Here is a 14,313-nt window from a genome sequence, read left to right on the forward strand (position 1 = left end):
CAGTTGCCCCTCCTGGGCTCGAACCAGGACTCTCCTGATCCAGAGTCAGGCGTGTTGCCAGTTACACCAAGGGGCAGTGCTTTCGGTTGTCCATGCTACGCAAAACGAACCGCAATCTATCCTCTCCACCCCCAACGCCTCAAGTTGCCCGACGTCGAGCCGCGAACTGCACGGTGCACCGTCGCATGACTCACCTCGCAGGAATGAAGAGAAATTGCCGGGCAAGGTCGTGAAACCCGGTGCTTGAAGCGGCCGCAACGAGCAGCACCAACCGAACACTGCTCCCGAGAATCGCCCCAATCGCCGGCGGCGGCGGTCCAATGTAAAGCGAATCGTGCAAAGCCAACGTGTCACTCGGCAAATAAAGCGAGTCGCCGAGTCGCGCGTATGGAATGGAGTAGACGAACTGCAGCGGGTCGTCGACCGGCTGCCCCGTGCTCCCGATGTCCTGCTCCGTCAGCGTCACGTCAAGCGAGTCCGCGCCCACCCGCAACGTGCCGGCAAGCAGCTCCGGCGTGGTGGTGCCCGGAACCAACGGCTGCGGAACGCCGGCGTCATCCACCGTAGCCAGGTCGTACGTGCCGCCGAACGGACGAACGGATGTCGACCCGCTGCACCCGACGGCGACGGCCATCACGCCAACGAAGGCGAGCGATCGTGCGAAGCGTTGCATGTGCCTAACCATGGAATGGGACGACCCGCCGTTGGGCGCGCCCGAACGCTCAAGTATCGGCGATGTCGACACGGACGCAAGGGGGAGACAGCGGAGGCATCCACTCAGTTAGGCGACCGGCGCCCGCCCTCACCTGCCGCTCGACACAGCCTAACATCTGCGGCGACAACCCCTTCCACCGCGCTCGCCGGCCGTCGAGATTGAGCGCGTGCCGCTCCACACCCGCTCGCGCCTCGCTGCCCTGGCCGCCGTGTCCGTGCTCGCGGCCTGCCGGGCGCCTGCCGCCGCCCTCGGTGCTCCGTCCACGTCCGACGAGCTCCTCGAGTCCCTCGCCGCGCGATTCGGCCCGCACGGCCGCGACGCCCGCTTCGACGCGCTGCGCCCGCGCTTCGCCAAGTCCGCGCTCGTTCCATCCAAGCTCTTCCATGACAACACGGCCTGGACCGCCACGAGCGGCGACACCCGCACGCTCGTGCTCGCCGGCCACGGCACGCCCAATCACTACGCACTGGTCGTGGCCGGCGACGCGCCGCCCCCCGTCGCCCCCGCCGACTATCGCCGAGTGATGCGCCTAACGCACGACGGCGGCGATGACTACGCGTGGAACGTGCGCGATGAGCTCGCCGTCGGCACCGTCACCGGCGATCAGTTGGGCGCCGCGCTCACCGCGCTCTTCGCGGCCGCCGAGCACGAACGCAATGGAGCGGACGCGCACGCGGCGATCGACCACGACCTCCCGCGCACCACCGCGGCCCTCGGCCGCGCGGTCTCGCTCGACACCCTCCGCCTGACGCCTAACAAAGACGGCGGCGCCGACGTCCACCTCGCCGGCACCATCCACGCCGAACGCCTAACGAACACGTTTCCGCGGCTCGCGCATTATCTGTCGCACTACGTCTCGCCCACCGGCGGCGAGATCCTCGTCTTCGACGACGCCAACCGCGCATGGTGGGACGCCGCGAAACGCGGCGACGCCTGGTCGCTCGACCTCCGCGTCGCCAACGGCAACCTCGCGCCGCTCCGCGGACCGCCCGACCGCATGCCCGACCACCTGCACGTCCGCATCGATGCCGCCACCCGCACCTTCATCTTCCGCGTCGGCCTCGCCAACCTCGTCGGCGACGTCACCATCACCCGCGCGCCTAACGAGCACGCCTTCACCGCCACGTTCCGCAAAGAGCCGGACTGGCAGCTGCCGCCGCTCGTCGAAACCATGCTCAAGGCGCCGCTCCAACGCCCCTTCCAGGGCTCGGGCGCCAGTGTGACCTTCGACATCCGCGACGGCCAGGCCCACGAAGCGCCAACCGTCATCTTCCGCGAGTACGACCTCACCGTCCGCGAAAGCCGCATCATGCGCTGGCTCGGAGGACTCGGCGATGCGGCAGTCGAAGACTTTCGGACCGGCGCCGAAACGGAGTTCGACCAGTTCGCAGGCGAGACGTTGTCCGCACTGCGCGACGATGTCGCACAGCTCACCCAGACCGCCGGACAATAAAAAAGAGCGCCGCGGACCACCGCTGCGCTCAGCCCATTCGTTCTTCGTACCCCGATCAAATCCGCGAGGGGGATGCCACGCTCACCGTCATTGGAACTCTCCGTCCTACCGAACAGTGGCGGGCGATGGGACCCCTTCGCAGAAGCGGGTGACACCTCCGTCATTGGAACTCTCTGTCCTACCGATCGAAGGCGCACGCCGCAGAACGTTGGCTCCCGGCTATCCTGGCAGCCGGCGTGCCATGGAGCTGAGGGGGATCGAACCCCTGACCTCTGCAGTGCGATTGCAGCGCTCTCCCAGCTGAGCTACAGCCCCGTCAACCACTTGCAGCGATCGGGTCGTTTTGTGCTCCCGCTCGCCCCGCTCGTCAAAAACCCCGCCAGTGGCGGGGCCGCAACAAGCTGCAGAATGCTACTCGCTTCGCTGGGGCCGGTCAAGCTTGGCTACGCTGCGTCAATGCTAGGACGCACTGTCTTACCAACCGTCACGATCCTCGGCTTCCCCTTCCTTCTTTACTCGTTGTTGTCTTACACATAGCATGCCAAAATGTTCAAAGACCTGCGCCCAACAGAGATTTTCGCCGCGGCCCATCGCATTCGCGACGTCGTCCGCCATACGCCACTGCGCCTCTCGCTCTCACTAAGCGAACGCGCGAAGCGCGACATCTACCTCAAGCTCGAATGCACCCAGATCACCGGGTCGTTCAAGCTCCGCGGCGCATTCAACACCGTCGCGACACTCCCGCCCGAAGTTCGCGCGCGCGGCATCGTCGCGTCTTCTGCCGGCAACCACGGATTGGGCGTCGCCTGGAGCGCAAATCATTTCCACGCGCCGGCAACCATTTTCATTCCCCGCACCGCTCCCAAGGTCAAACGCGACGGCATCGAAGCACTCGGCGCCGCCGTCAACGCCGACGCGCAACATTATGATGCCGCCATGGCCCGCGCGATGACGTTCGCCCGCGACCGCGACGCTACGTTCATTCACCCGTGCACCGGCGACGCACTCATCGCCGGACAAGGGACCGTCGCCCTCGAAATCCTGGAGGAACTGCCCACCCTCGCAACCATCGTTACGCCCGTCGGCGGCGCCGGACTGCTCGGCGGCTGCGGAGTGCTGTTGCGGCACGTCGCACCCGAAACACACATCGTCGGTGCCCAAAGCGTGAATACTGCAGCCATGGCGCGCTCGCTGTCGGCGTCATCGCTCGTCCCAATACCGTCGGTGCCGACGCTGGCCGATGGTCTCGCCGGCGACATCGATGATCTCGCCTTCGACATCGGACGCCACACGCTCGACGACATCGTCACCGTCGATGAGTCCAGCATCGCAAACGCGATCGCCATCCTGGCGCGAGACGAGGCGCTCACCGTCGAAGGCGCGGGCGCCGTCGGCGTCGCCGCCATTCTCGAGGGACACGCGCCAGACTGGCCCAGTCCCGTCGCCATCGTCGTCAGCGGCGGCAACATCGACCGAGACCGACTGGACGCCATCGTCGCCGGCTGACCCAGCCGAAGAGTCCGCGCCTACTATATTCCGCGACGATCTCACATGTCGCTCTCAGTCCGATTCCTCGGCACGTCCGCAGCCCGTCCAACGGTGGAGCGCGGCGTTTCGTCGCTCGCAATCATCCGCGAGGGCGAAACGCTGCTGTTCGACTGCGGCGAAGGCACGCAGCGACAGATGATGCGGTACGGCATCTCGTTCGCGCTGTCCGACATCTTCTTCACCCACTTCCACGGCGATCACCTCATCGGGATCGTCGGGCTGTTTCGCACCCTCGCACTCCAGGGACGCGAGACCCCGTTCCGGCTCTGGGGCCCGCGGGGCGCCGCACGCGTGCTGCGCGCCGCCGCGCATTTCGGCGTCGATCGGATCGGATTCCCCGTCGAGATCACCGAGCTCGAGCCCGGCAACAGCGTCGCGCGCGACGGCTACGCGATTTCCGCCGTGCCGGTGGACCACCGCGGCGCGACGGCCCTCGCCTACGTCCTCACCGAAGAGGAGCGCCGAGGACGGTTCAATCCGGAGCTGGCGCGTTCGTTAGGCATACCCGAGGGCCCGCTGTGGGGCCGCCTCCATCACGGGCAGGCCGTGACGCTGGACGACGGGCGCGAGGTGTCGCCGTCGGCGCTGGTCGGACCCACCCGCCCCGGACGCCGCGTGGCGCTCTCCGGCGACACCAGGCCTAACGAGCGGTTAGGCGAGGCCGCGGCCGGCGCCGACCTGCTGATCCACGAGGCCACCTTCGGCGACGAGGAAGCCGAGCGCGCCGTGGAGACCGGGCATTCCACGGCGCGCGAAGCCGCGGAGCTCGCCGCGCGCGCCGGCGTCAAACGCCTCGTGCTCACGCATTTCTCGGCGCGCTACTCGCGCGATACCGCTGCGCTGGTGCGGGAAGCCCGCGAACGATTCCCCGACGCAATCGCGGCGCGTGACGGGATGGAGGTCGAGATCCCGTACGCGCCGGATGCGGAGCAGGGCGCAGCGTGACGACGCACGCCGCGCCCGCCTGACTCACGTCCCCGTCGGCGCGGGCGCCCCGGCGCTCACCGAATCCACCGAGTCCACCGTCACCACCGGGCCGAGCTTGCAGAAGGTGCCGCCGCCACCCGCGAGCGGCGTGATGATCAGCTTCGCGCTCGCGTTGTCCACCAGCAGGTCGTTAGGCACCTGCGCCGGCTGCAACTCGTAGTCTTTGCCCTTCGTCGACGTGAACTTCCAGCACGTCGAACTGTCGGCCGCCGTCACCATGTGCACGGTGCCGTGCACGATGAGCTCGCCCGGCTTCGGCCCTTTTTCTTCTCCGCTGCTGCATGCCGCCAGCGCGAAGAGAACGAGAGTGACTGCAGAACCGGCCCGCACCCGTCGAGCAACGTCAGTCATTGGATGACCCTCGTTGAAGTGGAAACGCCAACTCCAGCCGACTGCATCGTCGCACTCGTACGCAAGCCCACATTGGAGCCCCGTCGCGCGCGGCGCAACCCGCGGTGGCGTCGAGCGTAAAACGTACGGCATGTCCCGGCGGACGCAACCAGCCGGGTAGACAGGTATCAGACCGCGAACTGCGTCACCGGAATACCGAGCGGATTCGACGCCGCGGCGATCAACATGGACTTGCGAAAGAGCAGCGCCACCTGGCCGTCGGTCAACCCGCGCAAAATTTCCGACCCATCCAGATGCGAGGTCACGCTGCGCGCCTCCGGACTGTCCGAGTTGAACCACGCGTAACGGTCCTCCCGTGAGTTCGGAGCGCCAATCTTCCGGAACAGAACCATTGCATTGCTCGAACCAGCGAGCCTGACTTCGACCCTCCAGCTGCGCGCCTCTACGTCGGTGAACGTGCGTTCGAATTTGCGTTTCTTGGCCATTTCTGGTTATGCAATCGGTTGGACGGCAAGCGGTTGACGGCCGGTGAAGCCTGCGTCGATCTCGTGCCAATGATCCACCGCAGGCTCTCCCAAGCGCCAACACAGGTAGACGGGCCGCCCGTCCATCTCCGCGGGAAAATCGACGAGGCCGGCATCGAGGGGCGTCTTGTATTCGGCGCCCAGCGCCTGGATCTCGCGGATGCACCCCTCGATCTCGGCGGCCAGGTCCTGCGTGTCACGCTCCAACACGGCGAGTCGCGGGTCGGGATCGTCGGCCCGCGAGGTCGCCGCGGCAAGCTCCAACTCGGCCACCCGCTCGCGCCACTTCGCATATAGGCGCACGATGTCGCGCACGATACGGCTGACCAACGGAAGGGTCCGCGTGGCCTGATCGGCGGTGAATGGCGGGGGCTTCATCGCACTCATCTTGCGCGTCCGGCCGGGCGGCCGCAAGCGGCGGCGCGGCGCACCGTCACATGTCGCGCATGTCGATGCAGGCCACGATGCGCATCACGCGCCGCGCGTGCTCGGGGAAAAACGCGTGCAGCTGCTTCGACGACATGTTAGGCATGCGCGCCAGATCGTTGCGCACCGAATCGATCACCGTCAGCCAGTCGGGGTCGATCTTGACGTGCATGGCGCGCATCTTCGCGTCGTTTCGCGTGAGAAACTCGCTCACCAGTTGCTCGTGCGCCGGCAGCATGTGCCGTTGGGCATCGCCCGATGCGGACGACATGCTGTCGAGATCCGCAGTGACCGAGTCGATACTGTGTTTGATCGCCTCCATCTGCACGCTGTCCGCGGCACTCGTGAAGCGCGAATGTGGACGCGCTGTCATTGCGGCGCTCACCGGGCTCGCCTGGCCGCGTTCACATCCAATCGATGCAGCAATCACCATCCCGCATACCGCGAACACAAACGCTCGATTCGCCATGGCACCAATCTCCTCGGCGCGCGGCGTCGGCTTGGTGCGTCGCGCTACCAGTCTCCTGTGACTGTCATCTGCTCACCCGTCATCCCGCGCCGCCGCCGCTTCCACGGCCTGTCTCTTCCGCGGCCCGTTCCTCGAGGCGGCGACGACGACGCTCCATCGCCGCTGCGTACCGACGGCGTTCGACTTCGGTCTCCGGAATCACCTGCGGGACTTCTACCGGTTTCCCGTTTCGGTCGATGGCTACAAACGTGACGTAGCACGAGTTGGTGTGACGTCGTACGCCCGAAACCATGTTCTCCGCCTCGACCTGCACGCCGACTTCCATGGATGTCCGGCCGGCGTAGTTCACGCTGGCCTTCATCACCACGAGGTCGCCCACGTGGATGGGCTCTCGGAAGTCGACGCGATCGACGGACACCGTGACGCAATTCCCGCGCGCGTGGCGAATGGCAGCCACGGCCGCAGCCTTGTCCATCATGGACAGAATGACACCTCCGAACACGTGCCCGAGCACGTTCGCGTGCTGCGGCATCATGATCTCGGAGGTCTCGTGCTGCGACGCGCGCACTGGACGACCGTCTCGAGAAGCGGTGTGCGCAATCGGAGTCCCCTGGGACTCGGGCGGAACTTTGGTCATCGCGGTTCGGGCCTCGTCAGAGTAGAGGGCAGCTTCATCGAAAGCGCGGGCGAGCGCCCGTAAAGTTGTGGTGTCGGTGGTCGGCTTGTTCAGCCAGTACAAACGTTGAACAGATCCTTCGACTTCTCCGGCGTTCCAGACGTGTCGCGCGCTGTCTATCAATTCGACCTGCGCCGAGTCGCCTCCGGCAACCGCGCGGGCAACGACTTGGAGGTGTCCGCTTTTCCATCGTTCGCTGGACGAGTCGCTGCTGTCGGGCAGGCCGGCGTCCTTCACGTTCCACCACGCGGGCGACACGGTCGCAATCGTCGGCAGCTGGAGCGTGAGGCCGCCGCCGCGGCTCCCTTTGCCGGGCGATACGAACTCGATCGCCGGTTTGCCGGCGCGCTGAACCAGATTGTAGCTGCCGCTGTCGAAGGCGAAGTCGCCGATGGCGTCGGCGGCTCGACGAGCGCGCGCATCGCGCGACGCGAGGACCGAGTCCAGCGCCTGGCCGAACAGGACGCGTCCCTTGGAGATGAGTGTACGCGCCGTCGTGTCGCCGAAAAGATCGCGGACACTCACGTCGCGTGCGCGGCGCAGGTCGAGCACTCCGCGTCGAGCGATGTGCCACTCGTCGCCGGCATCGAGTGTGAGGTCGGCGCGGTATTCGTACGACACGTACGGTCCGAACTGGTCGAGCAGATCGAGCTCGCTGGTCGCTGAGACGCGCGGATCGTCGTCATCCGAATCGTCGTTGGGATCGAGGGGGTGGTCGTCGGGATGGGTGCGTGCGTACCAGTGCTCGATGCCTTCGATCGTCGTGTCGCGGAACACGAGCGACGAGTCGCCGCTCAGAATGTCTCGTCGCCACACCTGCTGGCCGACGATTTCGGCGTCGGTGTAGGAGCGGTCATCGTCGGCGACGTACACCTCGTAGTATTTGCCGCCGTAGCGTGCCAACTGGATGGGCGACCCGCGTGCGTGGATGCCTTGCGGTCCCGAGTGGATCCAGAACGTCGAGTCGGCGGTGAAGAGGAGGAAGTCGGCCGTCGGCGGGTTTGGTTTCGGGCGATGACATGCCGTCGCGATCGCGCACGCCAGTCCGGCAACGAAAACGGAGGTGACGCGGACGCGGGTGCGCGGCCGGAGCCGGCGAGTGGTTGGACAGAGTGGTACGGTCATGCAGCGTGCATGCAAATATAGCGTGTGACGGGAGCGGGCCGGGCGTCGTACATTGTGCAGATGCGGCGGGCAAGGCCGCTACTCTCCATTCGGTCGTGCGGAGCACCGATCATCCATGCGAAAAACTTTGTGGTTCGTCGCCGTGTCCGCCGCGTGCGGGCTTGCGGCTCTCTGCCCAACGCTCTCGGCGCAGGCGGGGCCGGCGGCCGCGGCGCGTCCGGTGTCGCTCGACGACACGACGATCGTGCGCGCGTTGTACGTGAATCGTTGGGCGTCGCAGAGTCCGCGCCGCATGCGGCAGCTCATCGCGCTGGCCGATTCGACGGAGATCAACGCGCTCGTGATCGACATGAAGGATGAATTCGGCCTCAACTTCGAGTCGACGGATCCGGTCGTGGAGCGGAACGCGGGACACGGGGGCCGCATTCCCCATCTGGCCGAGCTGTTGGACACGCTCAAGGCGCACCGCATCCGGCCGATCGCGCGGCTGGTGGTGTTCAAGGATTCGGTGGCGGCGCGCGTGAATCCCGACCACGTGATCCATCAGCCTAACGGGCAACCCTGGCGCGACAAGAAGGGCCTGACGTGGGTGGATCCCTACGACACGACGATCTGGGACTACGACATCCGGGTCGCCGAGGAGATGGCCCGGTTAGGCTTCGCCGAGGTGCAGTTCGATTACATCCGGTTCCCCGAGCCGTATCCCAGTCTGCCGCCGCAGGTGTTCCGCGATGCGAACGGGATGACGAAACCGCAGGCGCTGGTGCGTTTTCTCGAGGCGGCATGTCCGCGCGTCCGGAAAGCGGGCGCGCTCTGTACCGCCGACATCTTCGGATTGGTGACGACGGTCCCGGGCGCCCTCGAGGTGGGCCAGCAGTGGGAGCCGTTATCGCCGAGGCTGGACGTGCTGCTGCCGATGGTGTATCCGTCGCTTTATCCGCACGGCGCGTTCGGGCTGGCGCTGCCTAACGCCAACCCGTACCAGGTAATCTACGATGCGACGAGCCGCGCGCACGAGCGCGACCTCAAGCTCCGGATCGGTTCGTCGGCGCACGTGCGCCCGTGGCTGCAGGCGTTCACGTTGGGCAAGCCGCGCTACGGGGCGCACGAGCTGGAGGAACAGAAGCGGGCGGTGTACGACGCGGGCTACGACAGTTGGACGCTGTGGAACCCGGGCTCGTTGTACGAGGCGTTCGTGCCCGCGCTCGAGAAGACGACGGTCTCGCGCAAGAAACCGTTCGGGAGCAAGGAAGCGTCTCGCTAGCACGCGGCGCTGCCGTCACCCTCGCGCGATCTCGCTGACGGCCGCGACGAGCCGGTCGACCTCGTCCTGCGTCGTGTAGCATGCGCAGCCGGCGCGCACGACGCCGTCGGGCGCCATGCCAATGCGCTCGATCACCGTGGCCGCGTAGAAGTCGCCGTTGGATGCGTAGACTGCGCGATCGGCGAGTTCGCGCGCGACATCAGTGGATGAGCGGCCCGCGACCGCAAACGAGATCGTGGGCGTGCGCGGCGACGATGGCGGCGGCCCGAACACGCGCACGCCGCGAATCGCGGACAGCCCGTTCCACATGCTCGTGATTAACGCGGTGCCGCGTGCGTGCAGCGCCTCGAACGCCGACGCGAGCCGGGCGCGCCGCGTGTCGCCGGCGCCGAGGGATGCGAGGAAGTCGACGGCCGCCGCGGCGCCGACGATGCCTTCGTGATTCTGCGTGCCCGTCTCGAGCCGCTCGGGCGCCGTGTCGGGCGCCGGCTCGAGGCGCGGCACATCGACCTCCAGAATGCGCTCGCTGGTTCCGTACAGAATGCCCAGGTGCGGCCCGTAAAACTTGTAGGCCGAGCACGCGAGGAAGTCGCAGCCGATGGCGCGCACATCGACGAGCTGGTGCGGCGCGTAATGCACGGCGTCGACGAACGCGATCGCCCCGACCGCGTGCGCGAGCCGCGTGGCGCGCGCCACGTCGGTGATCGTGCCTAACGCATTGGACGCGGCCCCGATCGCCACCACGCGCGTGCGCCTGCCGATCGACCGCTCGAGATCGTCCCAGTCGAGCTGCCCCGTGTCGGGGTGCATGCGCACCATGCGCACGGTCACACCGCGCTCCGCCTCGAGCGCGCGCCACGGCGCGATGTTGGCGTGGTGATCGAGCTCGGTCACCACGATCTCGTCGCCGACGCTCAGCCGCCGCCCGATGCCGCGCGCTACGTGAAATGTGAGCGACGTCATGTTCTGCCCGAACGCGATCTCGTCGTCGCGGGCGTTGAGCAGGTCGGCGATGGCGCGTCGTGCGCGCGCGATCGCCGCATCCGTCTCGATGCTCGTCGGATATGCCCAGTGCGTATTGGCGTTGTGATGCAGCAGGTACGCGGTCACGGCGTCGGTGACCATGCGCGGCACCTGCGTGCCACCGGGTCCGTCGAAGTAGGCGACCCAGCGTCCGGCCTGGCGCCGCTCCAGCGCCGGGAAATGTTGGCGAATCGCGTCCGTGGACTGGACGCGTCCGTCGGCGGTGACGGGCGCGCTCGTCACGTGATCTCGACCCCCGACCACGCTTCGATGACGCGCACGGCCTCGACGTGATCGGCCTCTTCGCCTAACAATGTGCGCGCGGCGCGGAACAGTTCGCTCGTGAGCTGCAAGAGCGGCGACGCGACGTGCTGCTCGCGCGCGACGCCGGCCGCGATGCCGACGTCCTTGTCGAGCAGCGCCAGGCGAAACGTGCGCGGAAATGCGCGCGTGAGCACGCGCTCGGGAAACAGGTTCTGCGATGTGTTGCTGCGTCCGCTCGATGCGTTGATCACGTCCAGCGCGATCTTGGGCGACACGCCCGCTTTGGCGAGCGCGGCGAGTCCTTCGCCGGTGGCCCACACGTGCACCGCCAGCAGCGCGTTGTTCACCGATTTGAGCGCGTGGCCGGTGCCGACCGGGCCGCAGTGGACGAGCTTTTCGCCGAACGCATCGATGACGGGCCGCGCGCGCTCGAACGACTCGGCGTCTCCGCCGCACATCACCGTCAGCGTGCCGCGCTCGGCGCCCACGGTGCCGCCGCTCACCGGCGCATCGACGAAGCCGATGCCGCGCTCGCCTAACCGTGCCGCGATGCGGCGCGATGTCGCCGGGTCACCCGACGTGCAGTCGATGAGCATGCTGCCGCGCGCCATGCCGGCGATCAGGCCATCGGCGCCGTCGAGCAGCGACTCGACCTCGCGGGACGTCGGCAGGCACGTGACGACGAAGACGGCGCCCGTCGCCGCCTCTCGCGGCGTGGCCGCGGCGCGCGCGCCCGTGCTGCGTGCGAATTCGTCCGCGCGTGCGCGCGTGCGGTTCCATACCGTGAGTGTGAACGGCGGTTGGGCGAGGTGGCGCGCCATTGGCGTGCCGATCGCGCCCAATCCGAGGAATGCGATCTGAGTCATGCGAGGAAGCGGTGGCGAGGACACCGGAACTTCGTTGACAGGCAGCGCGATGTCAAAGGCGGAGCGAGCGTGGTGGGCTTGAGAGCAGATTGAACGGAGAACAGCACGGAGAACGGCACGGATCGCTCGGCTGCTCGGCGCCGGCTTAGTCACAGCTGGAGGGCATCGATCCGTTGGTTGTTGGTTCTTCGGGAATTTCGGGAAGCGCGGCGGTGCTGGATTCAGCGGACACGACACGAGCAACACCAAGGCGTTGATTCTTTTTCGGTGCTTTGTCTGTTGTGTCCTGCTTTGTCCGCGTCTTCATGAGCGTAGCACTGTGCCCGTCCGGCCTGCCTCACGATCCATCTTCTCTCGTCCGTTCGATTTTCCCCCGGCTACGAACCGGTACCGCGCGCCTGGTGCTCGCGCGCTTATTTTGCGGCGTGCGCATCACGACGTCGGTCACCATCCAGGGCATGCTGTCCGTACATGCGGCGCACGCCGTCTTCACCGCTCTGACGGGGGTGGAAGGCATCAGTACCGCAGACGTCAAAGTGGGTCGCGCGACCATCGAACATGACGGTCGGGCGACCCACGAGCAGATCATCGAGGCGATCGAAACGGCCGGCTATGTCGTGACCGAGATCCGCGACGAGCGGCGGCTGCCCTTGCTCGGCCGCTAGCGCGCGGCCGCGATCAGCTCAGCAGTGGCCGTTTCGGTCTCCTCCGACTCCATGGCGACGATGCCCTGTTCGAGCCATGTGAACTCGCCCGCCATCACGCGCTGCGACAGCCGGTAGAGCGCGCCGTCCGTTGGGCCGAACAAATTGCGGTGGTGCTCGGCGATGCGCATCCGGGCTTCGCGACAGAACACATCGGCGAGGTCGATCGCGTTTGCGTCGCCGTTCCTGGCCACGCTCACTGCGCGCACGCACGATGCCGACATGGCGAACAGCTCGGCTCCGATGTCGACCGCGCGGAAGAGCACCATCTGCCGCTTCTCGAGCTTGGGGCCGAGCTTGACCATCGCGTGGAAAATCGATCGGCCTAACCGGCGGGTGGCGCGTTCGATGAAGCGCATGTGGTCGGCGAGGTGGCCGAAGTCGCCGTACGACCGGAAGCCGCCCACCCAGCGCGACGTGTACCACATGGGGTAGAACCTGGCGGACCGGCGGAGTGCAGCCATGCGCTGCTTGCCCGTCGCCTTTGGATTCACGAGATCGAATGCCGTGCGGAAGTGGAAGTCGACTGCTTCGCGCGCGATGAACAATCGCATGATCTCCGACGAGCCTTCGAAAATGAGATTGATGCGGAAGTCGCGCATGGCGCGCTCGATGGGGATCGGGCGTTCGCCGCGCGCACGTTGCGAGTCGGCAGTTTCGTAGCCGCGGCCGCCGCGAATCTGCAGCGTGTCGTCGACGATGCGCCAGCCGGCTTCGGTGTTCCACATCTTCGCGATCGCGGCTTCGAGGCGGATGTCGTAGCCGCCGCGGTCGGCCATTTTGCTGGCGAGCTCGGCCACGGATTCCATCGCGAAGGTGTTCGCCGCCATGCGCGCGAGCTTCTGCGCCACGGCTTCGTGCTTGCCGATGGGTTGTCCCCACTGCACGCGCTCGTTGGACCACTCGCGCGCCACGCGCACCATGCTCTTGGCCGCATACGCGGCGCTCGCCGGCAGCGTTAGGCGGCCCGTGTTGAGCGTGATCAGCGCGAGCTTGAGGCCTTTGCCTTCCTCCCACAAAATGTTTTCGCGCGGCACCCGCACGTTGGTGAAGCGGATGACACCGTTCTCGATGGCCTTGAGTCCCATGAAGCGGCAGCGGTGCACGATCTCGACGCCGGGCCAACTGGTCTCGACGATGAAGGCGGTGATCTGCTTCTTCGGCTTGCCGTGCACGACTGCATCCGGCGTGCGCGCCATCACCACCATGAGTTCCGCGCGCGTGCCGTTGGTGCACCACAACTTCTGTCCGTTCAGAATGAAGGCCGAGCCGTCCGGGGTGGGGTCGGCGGAGGTGCGCATGTTGGCGGGATCGCTGCCCGCGTCGACTTCAGTCAACGCGAACGCGGAGATCGCGCCCTTGGCCAGTCGCGGAAAATATTTCTTTTTCTGCGCGTCGCTGCCGAACAACTTGAGCGGCTGCGGCAGGCCGATGGACTGGTGCGCGGAGAGCAGCGCGGTGAGCGAACCATCGCGCGATGTGACCATGCCCATCGCGCGGATGTAGCTCGTCTGTGAGAGTCCGAGTCCGCCGTATTCGCGCGGAATCTTGATGCCGAAGGCGCCCATCTCGCGCAGCTCCTGCACGAGCGGCTCGGGGATCTCGCCGGTTCGATCCACGTCGTCCGACGGATACCGTTCGAGGTAGCTCCGTAAGGCATCGACGAACGGCTTCGCGCGCGCCGTTTCTTCGGGGTCGTCGGCCGGAAATGGATGAATGATCTCCGGCCTGAACCGGCCGAGAAACAATTCTTGAAGAAAGCTCGGCTGGACCCATTCGCTCTCGCGCGCGGCTTCGGCAACGTCGCGGGCTTCTTGCTCGGAGGCCAGTCCGTGTGTGGTGTCTGCCATGCGAGATCACCCTTGTCGGTTGTGTCCCGCCTGTGCGGGAGGCGGCGCTCCCGCGTCGCATTCTCAAA

Annotated in this window: 14 protein-coding genes and 2 tRNA genes; 5 read left to right on the forward strand and 11 right to left on the reverse strand. The window is 66.7% G+C overall.

What is annotated here, in order from left to right:
* Positions 1-3: 3 nt before the first annotated feature.
* Positions 4-76: transfer RNA gene (locus tag VFW04_07665), tRNA-Gln, on the reverse strand.
* Positions 77-190: 114 nt separating this feature from the next.
* The gene (locus VFW04_07670; protein HEX5179189.1) at positions 191-673 is read right to left on the reverse strand and encodes a hypothetical protein; all 483 of its coding nucleotides are present in this window, start codon (positions 671-673) and stop codon (positions 191-193) included.
* A 208-nt stretch (positions 674-881) separates the two neighbouring features.
* Here VFW04_07670 and VFW04_07675 point away from each other — a divergent pair, with 208 nt between their 5' ends.
* Positions 882-2,168 (forward strand): hypothetical protein, encoded by a 1,287-nt coding sequence (locus tag VFW04_07675; protein ID HEX5179190.1) that lies wholly within the window; start codon positions 882-884, stop codon positions 2,166-2,168.
* A 242-nt stretch (positions 2,169-2,410) separates the two neighbouring features.
* On the opposite strand, the gene VFW04_07680 is transcribed toward VFW04_07675, so the two are convergent.
* Positions 2,411-2,483: transfer RNA gene (locus tag VFW04_07680), tRNA-Ala, on the reverse strand.
* A 231-nt stretch (positions 2,484-2,714) separates the two neighbouring features.
* Between VFW04_07680 and VFW04_07685 the strand changes: the two genes are divergently transcribed.
* Both VFW04_07685 and rnz read left to right on the forward strand, forming a co-directional pair.
* Positions 2,715-3,674: a threonine/serine dehydratase gene (locus VFW04_07685; GenBank protein ID HEX5179191.1), complete on the forward strand. Its 960-nt coding sequence runs from the start codon at positions 2,715-2,717 to the stop codon at positions 3,672-3,674.
* A 45-nt stretch (positions 3,675-3,719) separates the two neighbouring features.
* Complete coding sequence (gene rnz / locus VFW04_07690) at positions 3,720-4,661, forward strand: ribonuclease Z (GenBank protein ID HEX5179192.1); 942 nt, start codon at positions 3,720-3,722, stop codon at positions 4,659-4,661.
* Between the two features lie 24 nt (positions 4,662-4,685).
* Here the strand turns inward: rnz and VFW04_07695 are convergent, their stop codons facing one another.
* The 5 genes from VFW04_07695 to VFW04_07715 all read right to left on the reverse strand — a co-directional run bounded on the left by VFW04_07695 (position 4,686) and on the right by VFW04_07715 (position 8,274).
* Positions 4,686-5,054: a hypothetical protein gene (locus VFW04_07695; protein ID HEX5179193.1), complete on the reverse strand. Its 369-nt coding sequence runs from the start codon at positions 5,052-5,054 to the stop codon at positions 4,686-4,688.
* 167 nt (positions 5,055-5,221) lie between these two features.
* The gene (locus VFW04_07700; GenBank protein HEX5179194.1) at positions 5,222-5,359 is read right to left on the reverse strand and encodes a hypothetical protein; all 138 of its coding nucleotides are present in this window, start codon (positions 5,357-5,359) and stop codon (positions 5,222-5,224) included.
* Between the two features lie 186 nt (positions 5,360-5,545).
* Positions 5,546-5,956 (reverse strand): DUF2203 domain-containing protein, encoded by a 411-nt coding sequence (locus VFW04_07705; protein HEX5179195.1) that lies wholly within the window; start codon positions 5,954-5,956, stop codon positions 5,546-5,548.
* 55 nt (positions 5,957-6,011) lie between these two features.
* Positions 6,012-6,377 (reverse strand): hypothetical protein, encoded by a 366-nt coding sequence (locus VFW04_07710; GenBank protein ID HEX5179196.1) that lies wholly within the window; start codon positions 6,375-6,377, stop codon positions 6,012-6,014.
* Positions 6,378-6,552: 175 nt separating this feature from the next.
* The gene (locus VFW04_07715) at positions 6,553-8,274 is read right to left on the reverse strand and encodes an acyl-CoA thioesterase (protein HEX5179197.1); all 1,722 of its coding nucleotides are present in this window, start codon (positions 8,272-8,274) and stop codon (positions 6,553-6,555) included.
* Between the two features lie 115 nt (positions 8,275-8,389).
* Here VFW04_07715 and VFW04_07720 point away from each other — a divergent pair, with 115 nt between their 5' ends.
* Positions 8,390-9,538 carry a putative glycoside hydrolase gene (locus VFW04_07720; GenBank protein HEX5179198.1) on the forward strand — a complete coding sequence of 383 codons (1,149 nt, stop codon included), beginning with the start codon at positions 8,390-8,392 and terminating at the stop codon, positions 9,536-9,538.
* Positions 9,539-9,553: 15 nt separating this feature from the next.
* On the opposite strand, the gene VFW04_07725 is transcribed toward VFW04_07720, so the two are convergent.
* Together VFW04_07725 and VFW04_07730 are read right to left on the reverse strand one after the other, a co-directional pair.
* Complete coding sequence (locus tag VFW04_07725) at positions 9,554-10,804, reverse strand: cysteine desulfurase-like protein (GenBank protein HEX5179199.1); 1,251 nt, start codon at positions 10,802-10,804, stop codon at positions 9,554-9,556.
* Positions 10,801-11,691, reverse strand: coding sequence for an NAD(P)-dependent oxidoreductase (locus VFW04_07730; protein HEX5179200.1), 891 nt, complete (start codon positions 11,689-11,691; stop codon positions 10,801-10,803). The genes VFW04_07725 and VFW04_07730 overlap by 4 nt, the downstream gene beginning before the upstream one ends.
* 305 nt (positions 11,692-11,996) lie before the next feature.
* Between VFW04_07730 and VFW04_07735 the strand changes: the two genes are divergently transcribed.
* Positions 11,997-12,356: a heavy-metal-associated domain-containing protein gene (locus VFW04_07735; GenBank protein HEX5179201.1), complete on the forward strand. Its 360-nt coding sequence runs from the start codon at positions 11,997-11,999 to the stop codon at positions 12,354-12,356.
* Here the strand turns inward: VFW04_07735 and VFW04_07740 are convergent.
* Positions 12,353-14,245: an acyl-CoA dehydrogenase family protein gene (locus VFW04_07740; GenBank protein ID HEX5179202.1), complete on the reverse strand. Its 1,893-nt coding sequence runs from the start codon at positions 14,243-14,245 to the stop codon at positions 12,353-12,355. The genes VFW04_07735 and VFW04_07740 overlap by 4 nt on opposite strands.
* Between the last annotated feature and the right edge of the window lie 68 nt (positions 14,246-14,313).

It is taken from the genome of Gemmatimonadaceae bacterium (assembly GCA_036273715.1).
In the GTDB taxonomy this organism is placed as follows: Bacteria; Gemmatimonadota; Gemmatimonadetes; order Gemmatimonadales; family Gemmatimonadaceae; genus JADGGM01.

Coding starts and splice junctions, on each gene's coding strand:
- VFW04_07735 (HEX5179201.1), top strand. CDS start 11,997: ATGAGCGTAGCACTGTGCCCGTCCGGCCTGCCTCACGATCCATCTTCT.
- VFW04_07730 (HEX5179200.1), bottom strand. CDS start 11,691: ATGACTCAGATCGCATTCCTCGGATTGGGCGCGATCGGCACGCCAATG.
- rnz (HEX5179192.1), top strand. CDS start 3,720: ATGTCGCTCTCAGTCCGATTCCTCGGCACGTCCGCAGCCCGTCCAACG.
- VFW04_07715 (HEX5179197.1), bottom strand. CDS start 8,274: ATGACCGTACCACTCTGTCCAACCACTCGCCGGCTCCGGCCGCGCACC.
- VFW04_07705 (HEX5179195.1), bottom strand. CDS start 5,956: ATGAAGCCCCCGCCATTCACCGCCGATCAGGCCACGCGGACCCTTCCG.
- VFW04_07710 (HEX5179196.1), bottom strand. CDS start 6,377: ATGACAGCGCGTCCACATTCGCGCTTCACGAGTGCCGCGGACAGCGTG.
- VFW04_07670 (HEX5179189.1), bottom strand. CDS start 673: ATGCAACGCTTCGCACGATCGCTCGCCTTCGTTGGCGTGATGGCCGTC.
- VFW04_07740 (HEX5179202.1), bottom strand. CDS start 14,245: ATGGCAGACACCACACACGGACTGGCCTCCGAGCAAGAAGCCCGCGAC.
- VFW04_07685 (HEX5179191.1), top strand. CDS start 2,715: ATGTTCAAAGACCTGCGCCCAACAGAGATTTTCGCCGCGGCCCATCGC.
- VFW04_07695 (HEX5179193.1), bottom strand. CDS start 5,054: ATGACTGACGTTGCTCGACGGGTGCGGGCCGGTTCTGCAGTCACTCTC.
- VFW04_07720 (HEX5179198.1), top strand. CDS start 8,390: ATGCGAAAAACTTTGTGGTTCGTCGCCGTGTCCGCCGCGTGCGGGCTT.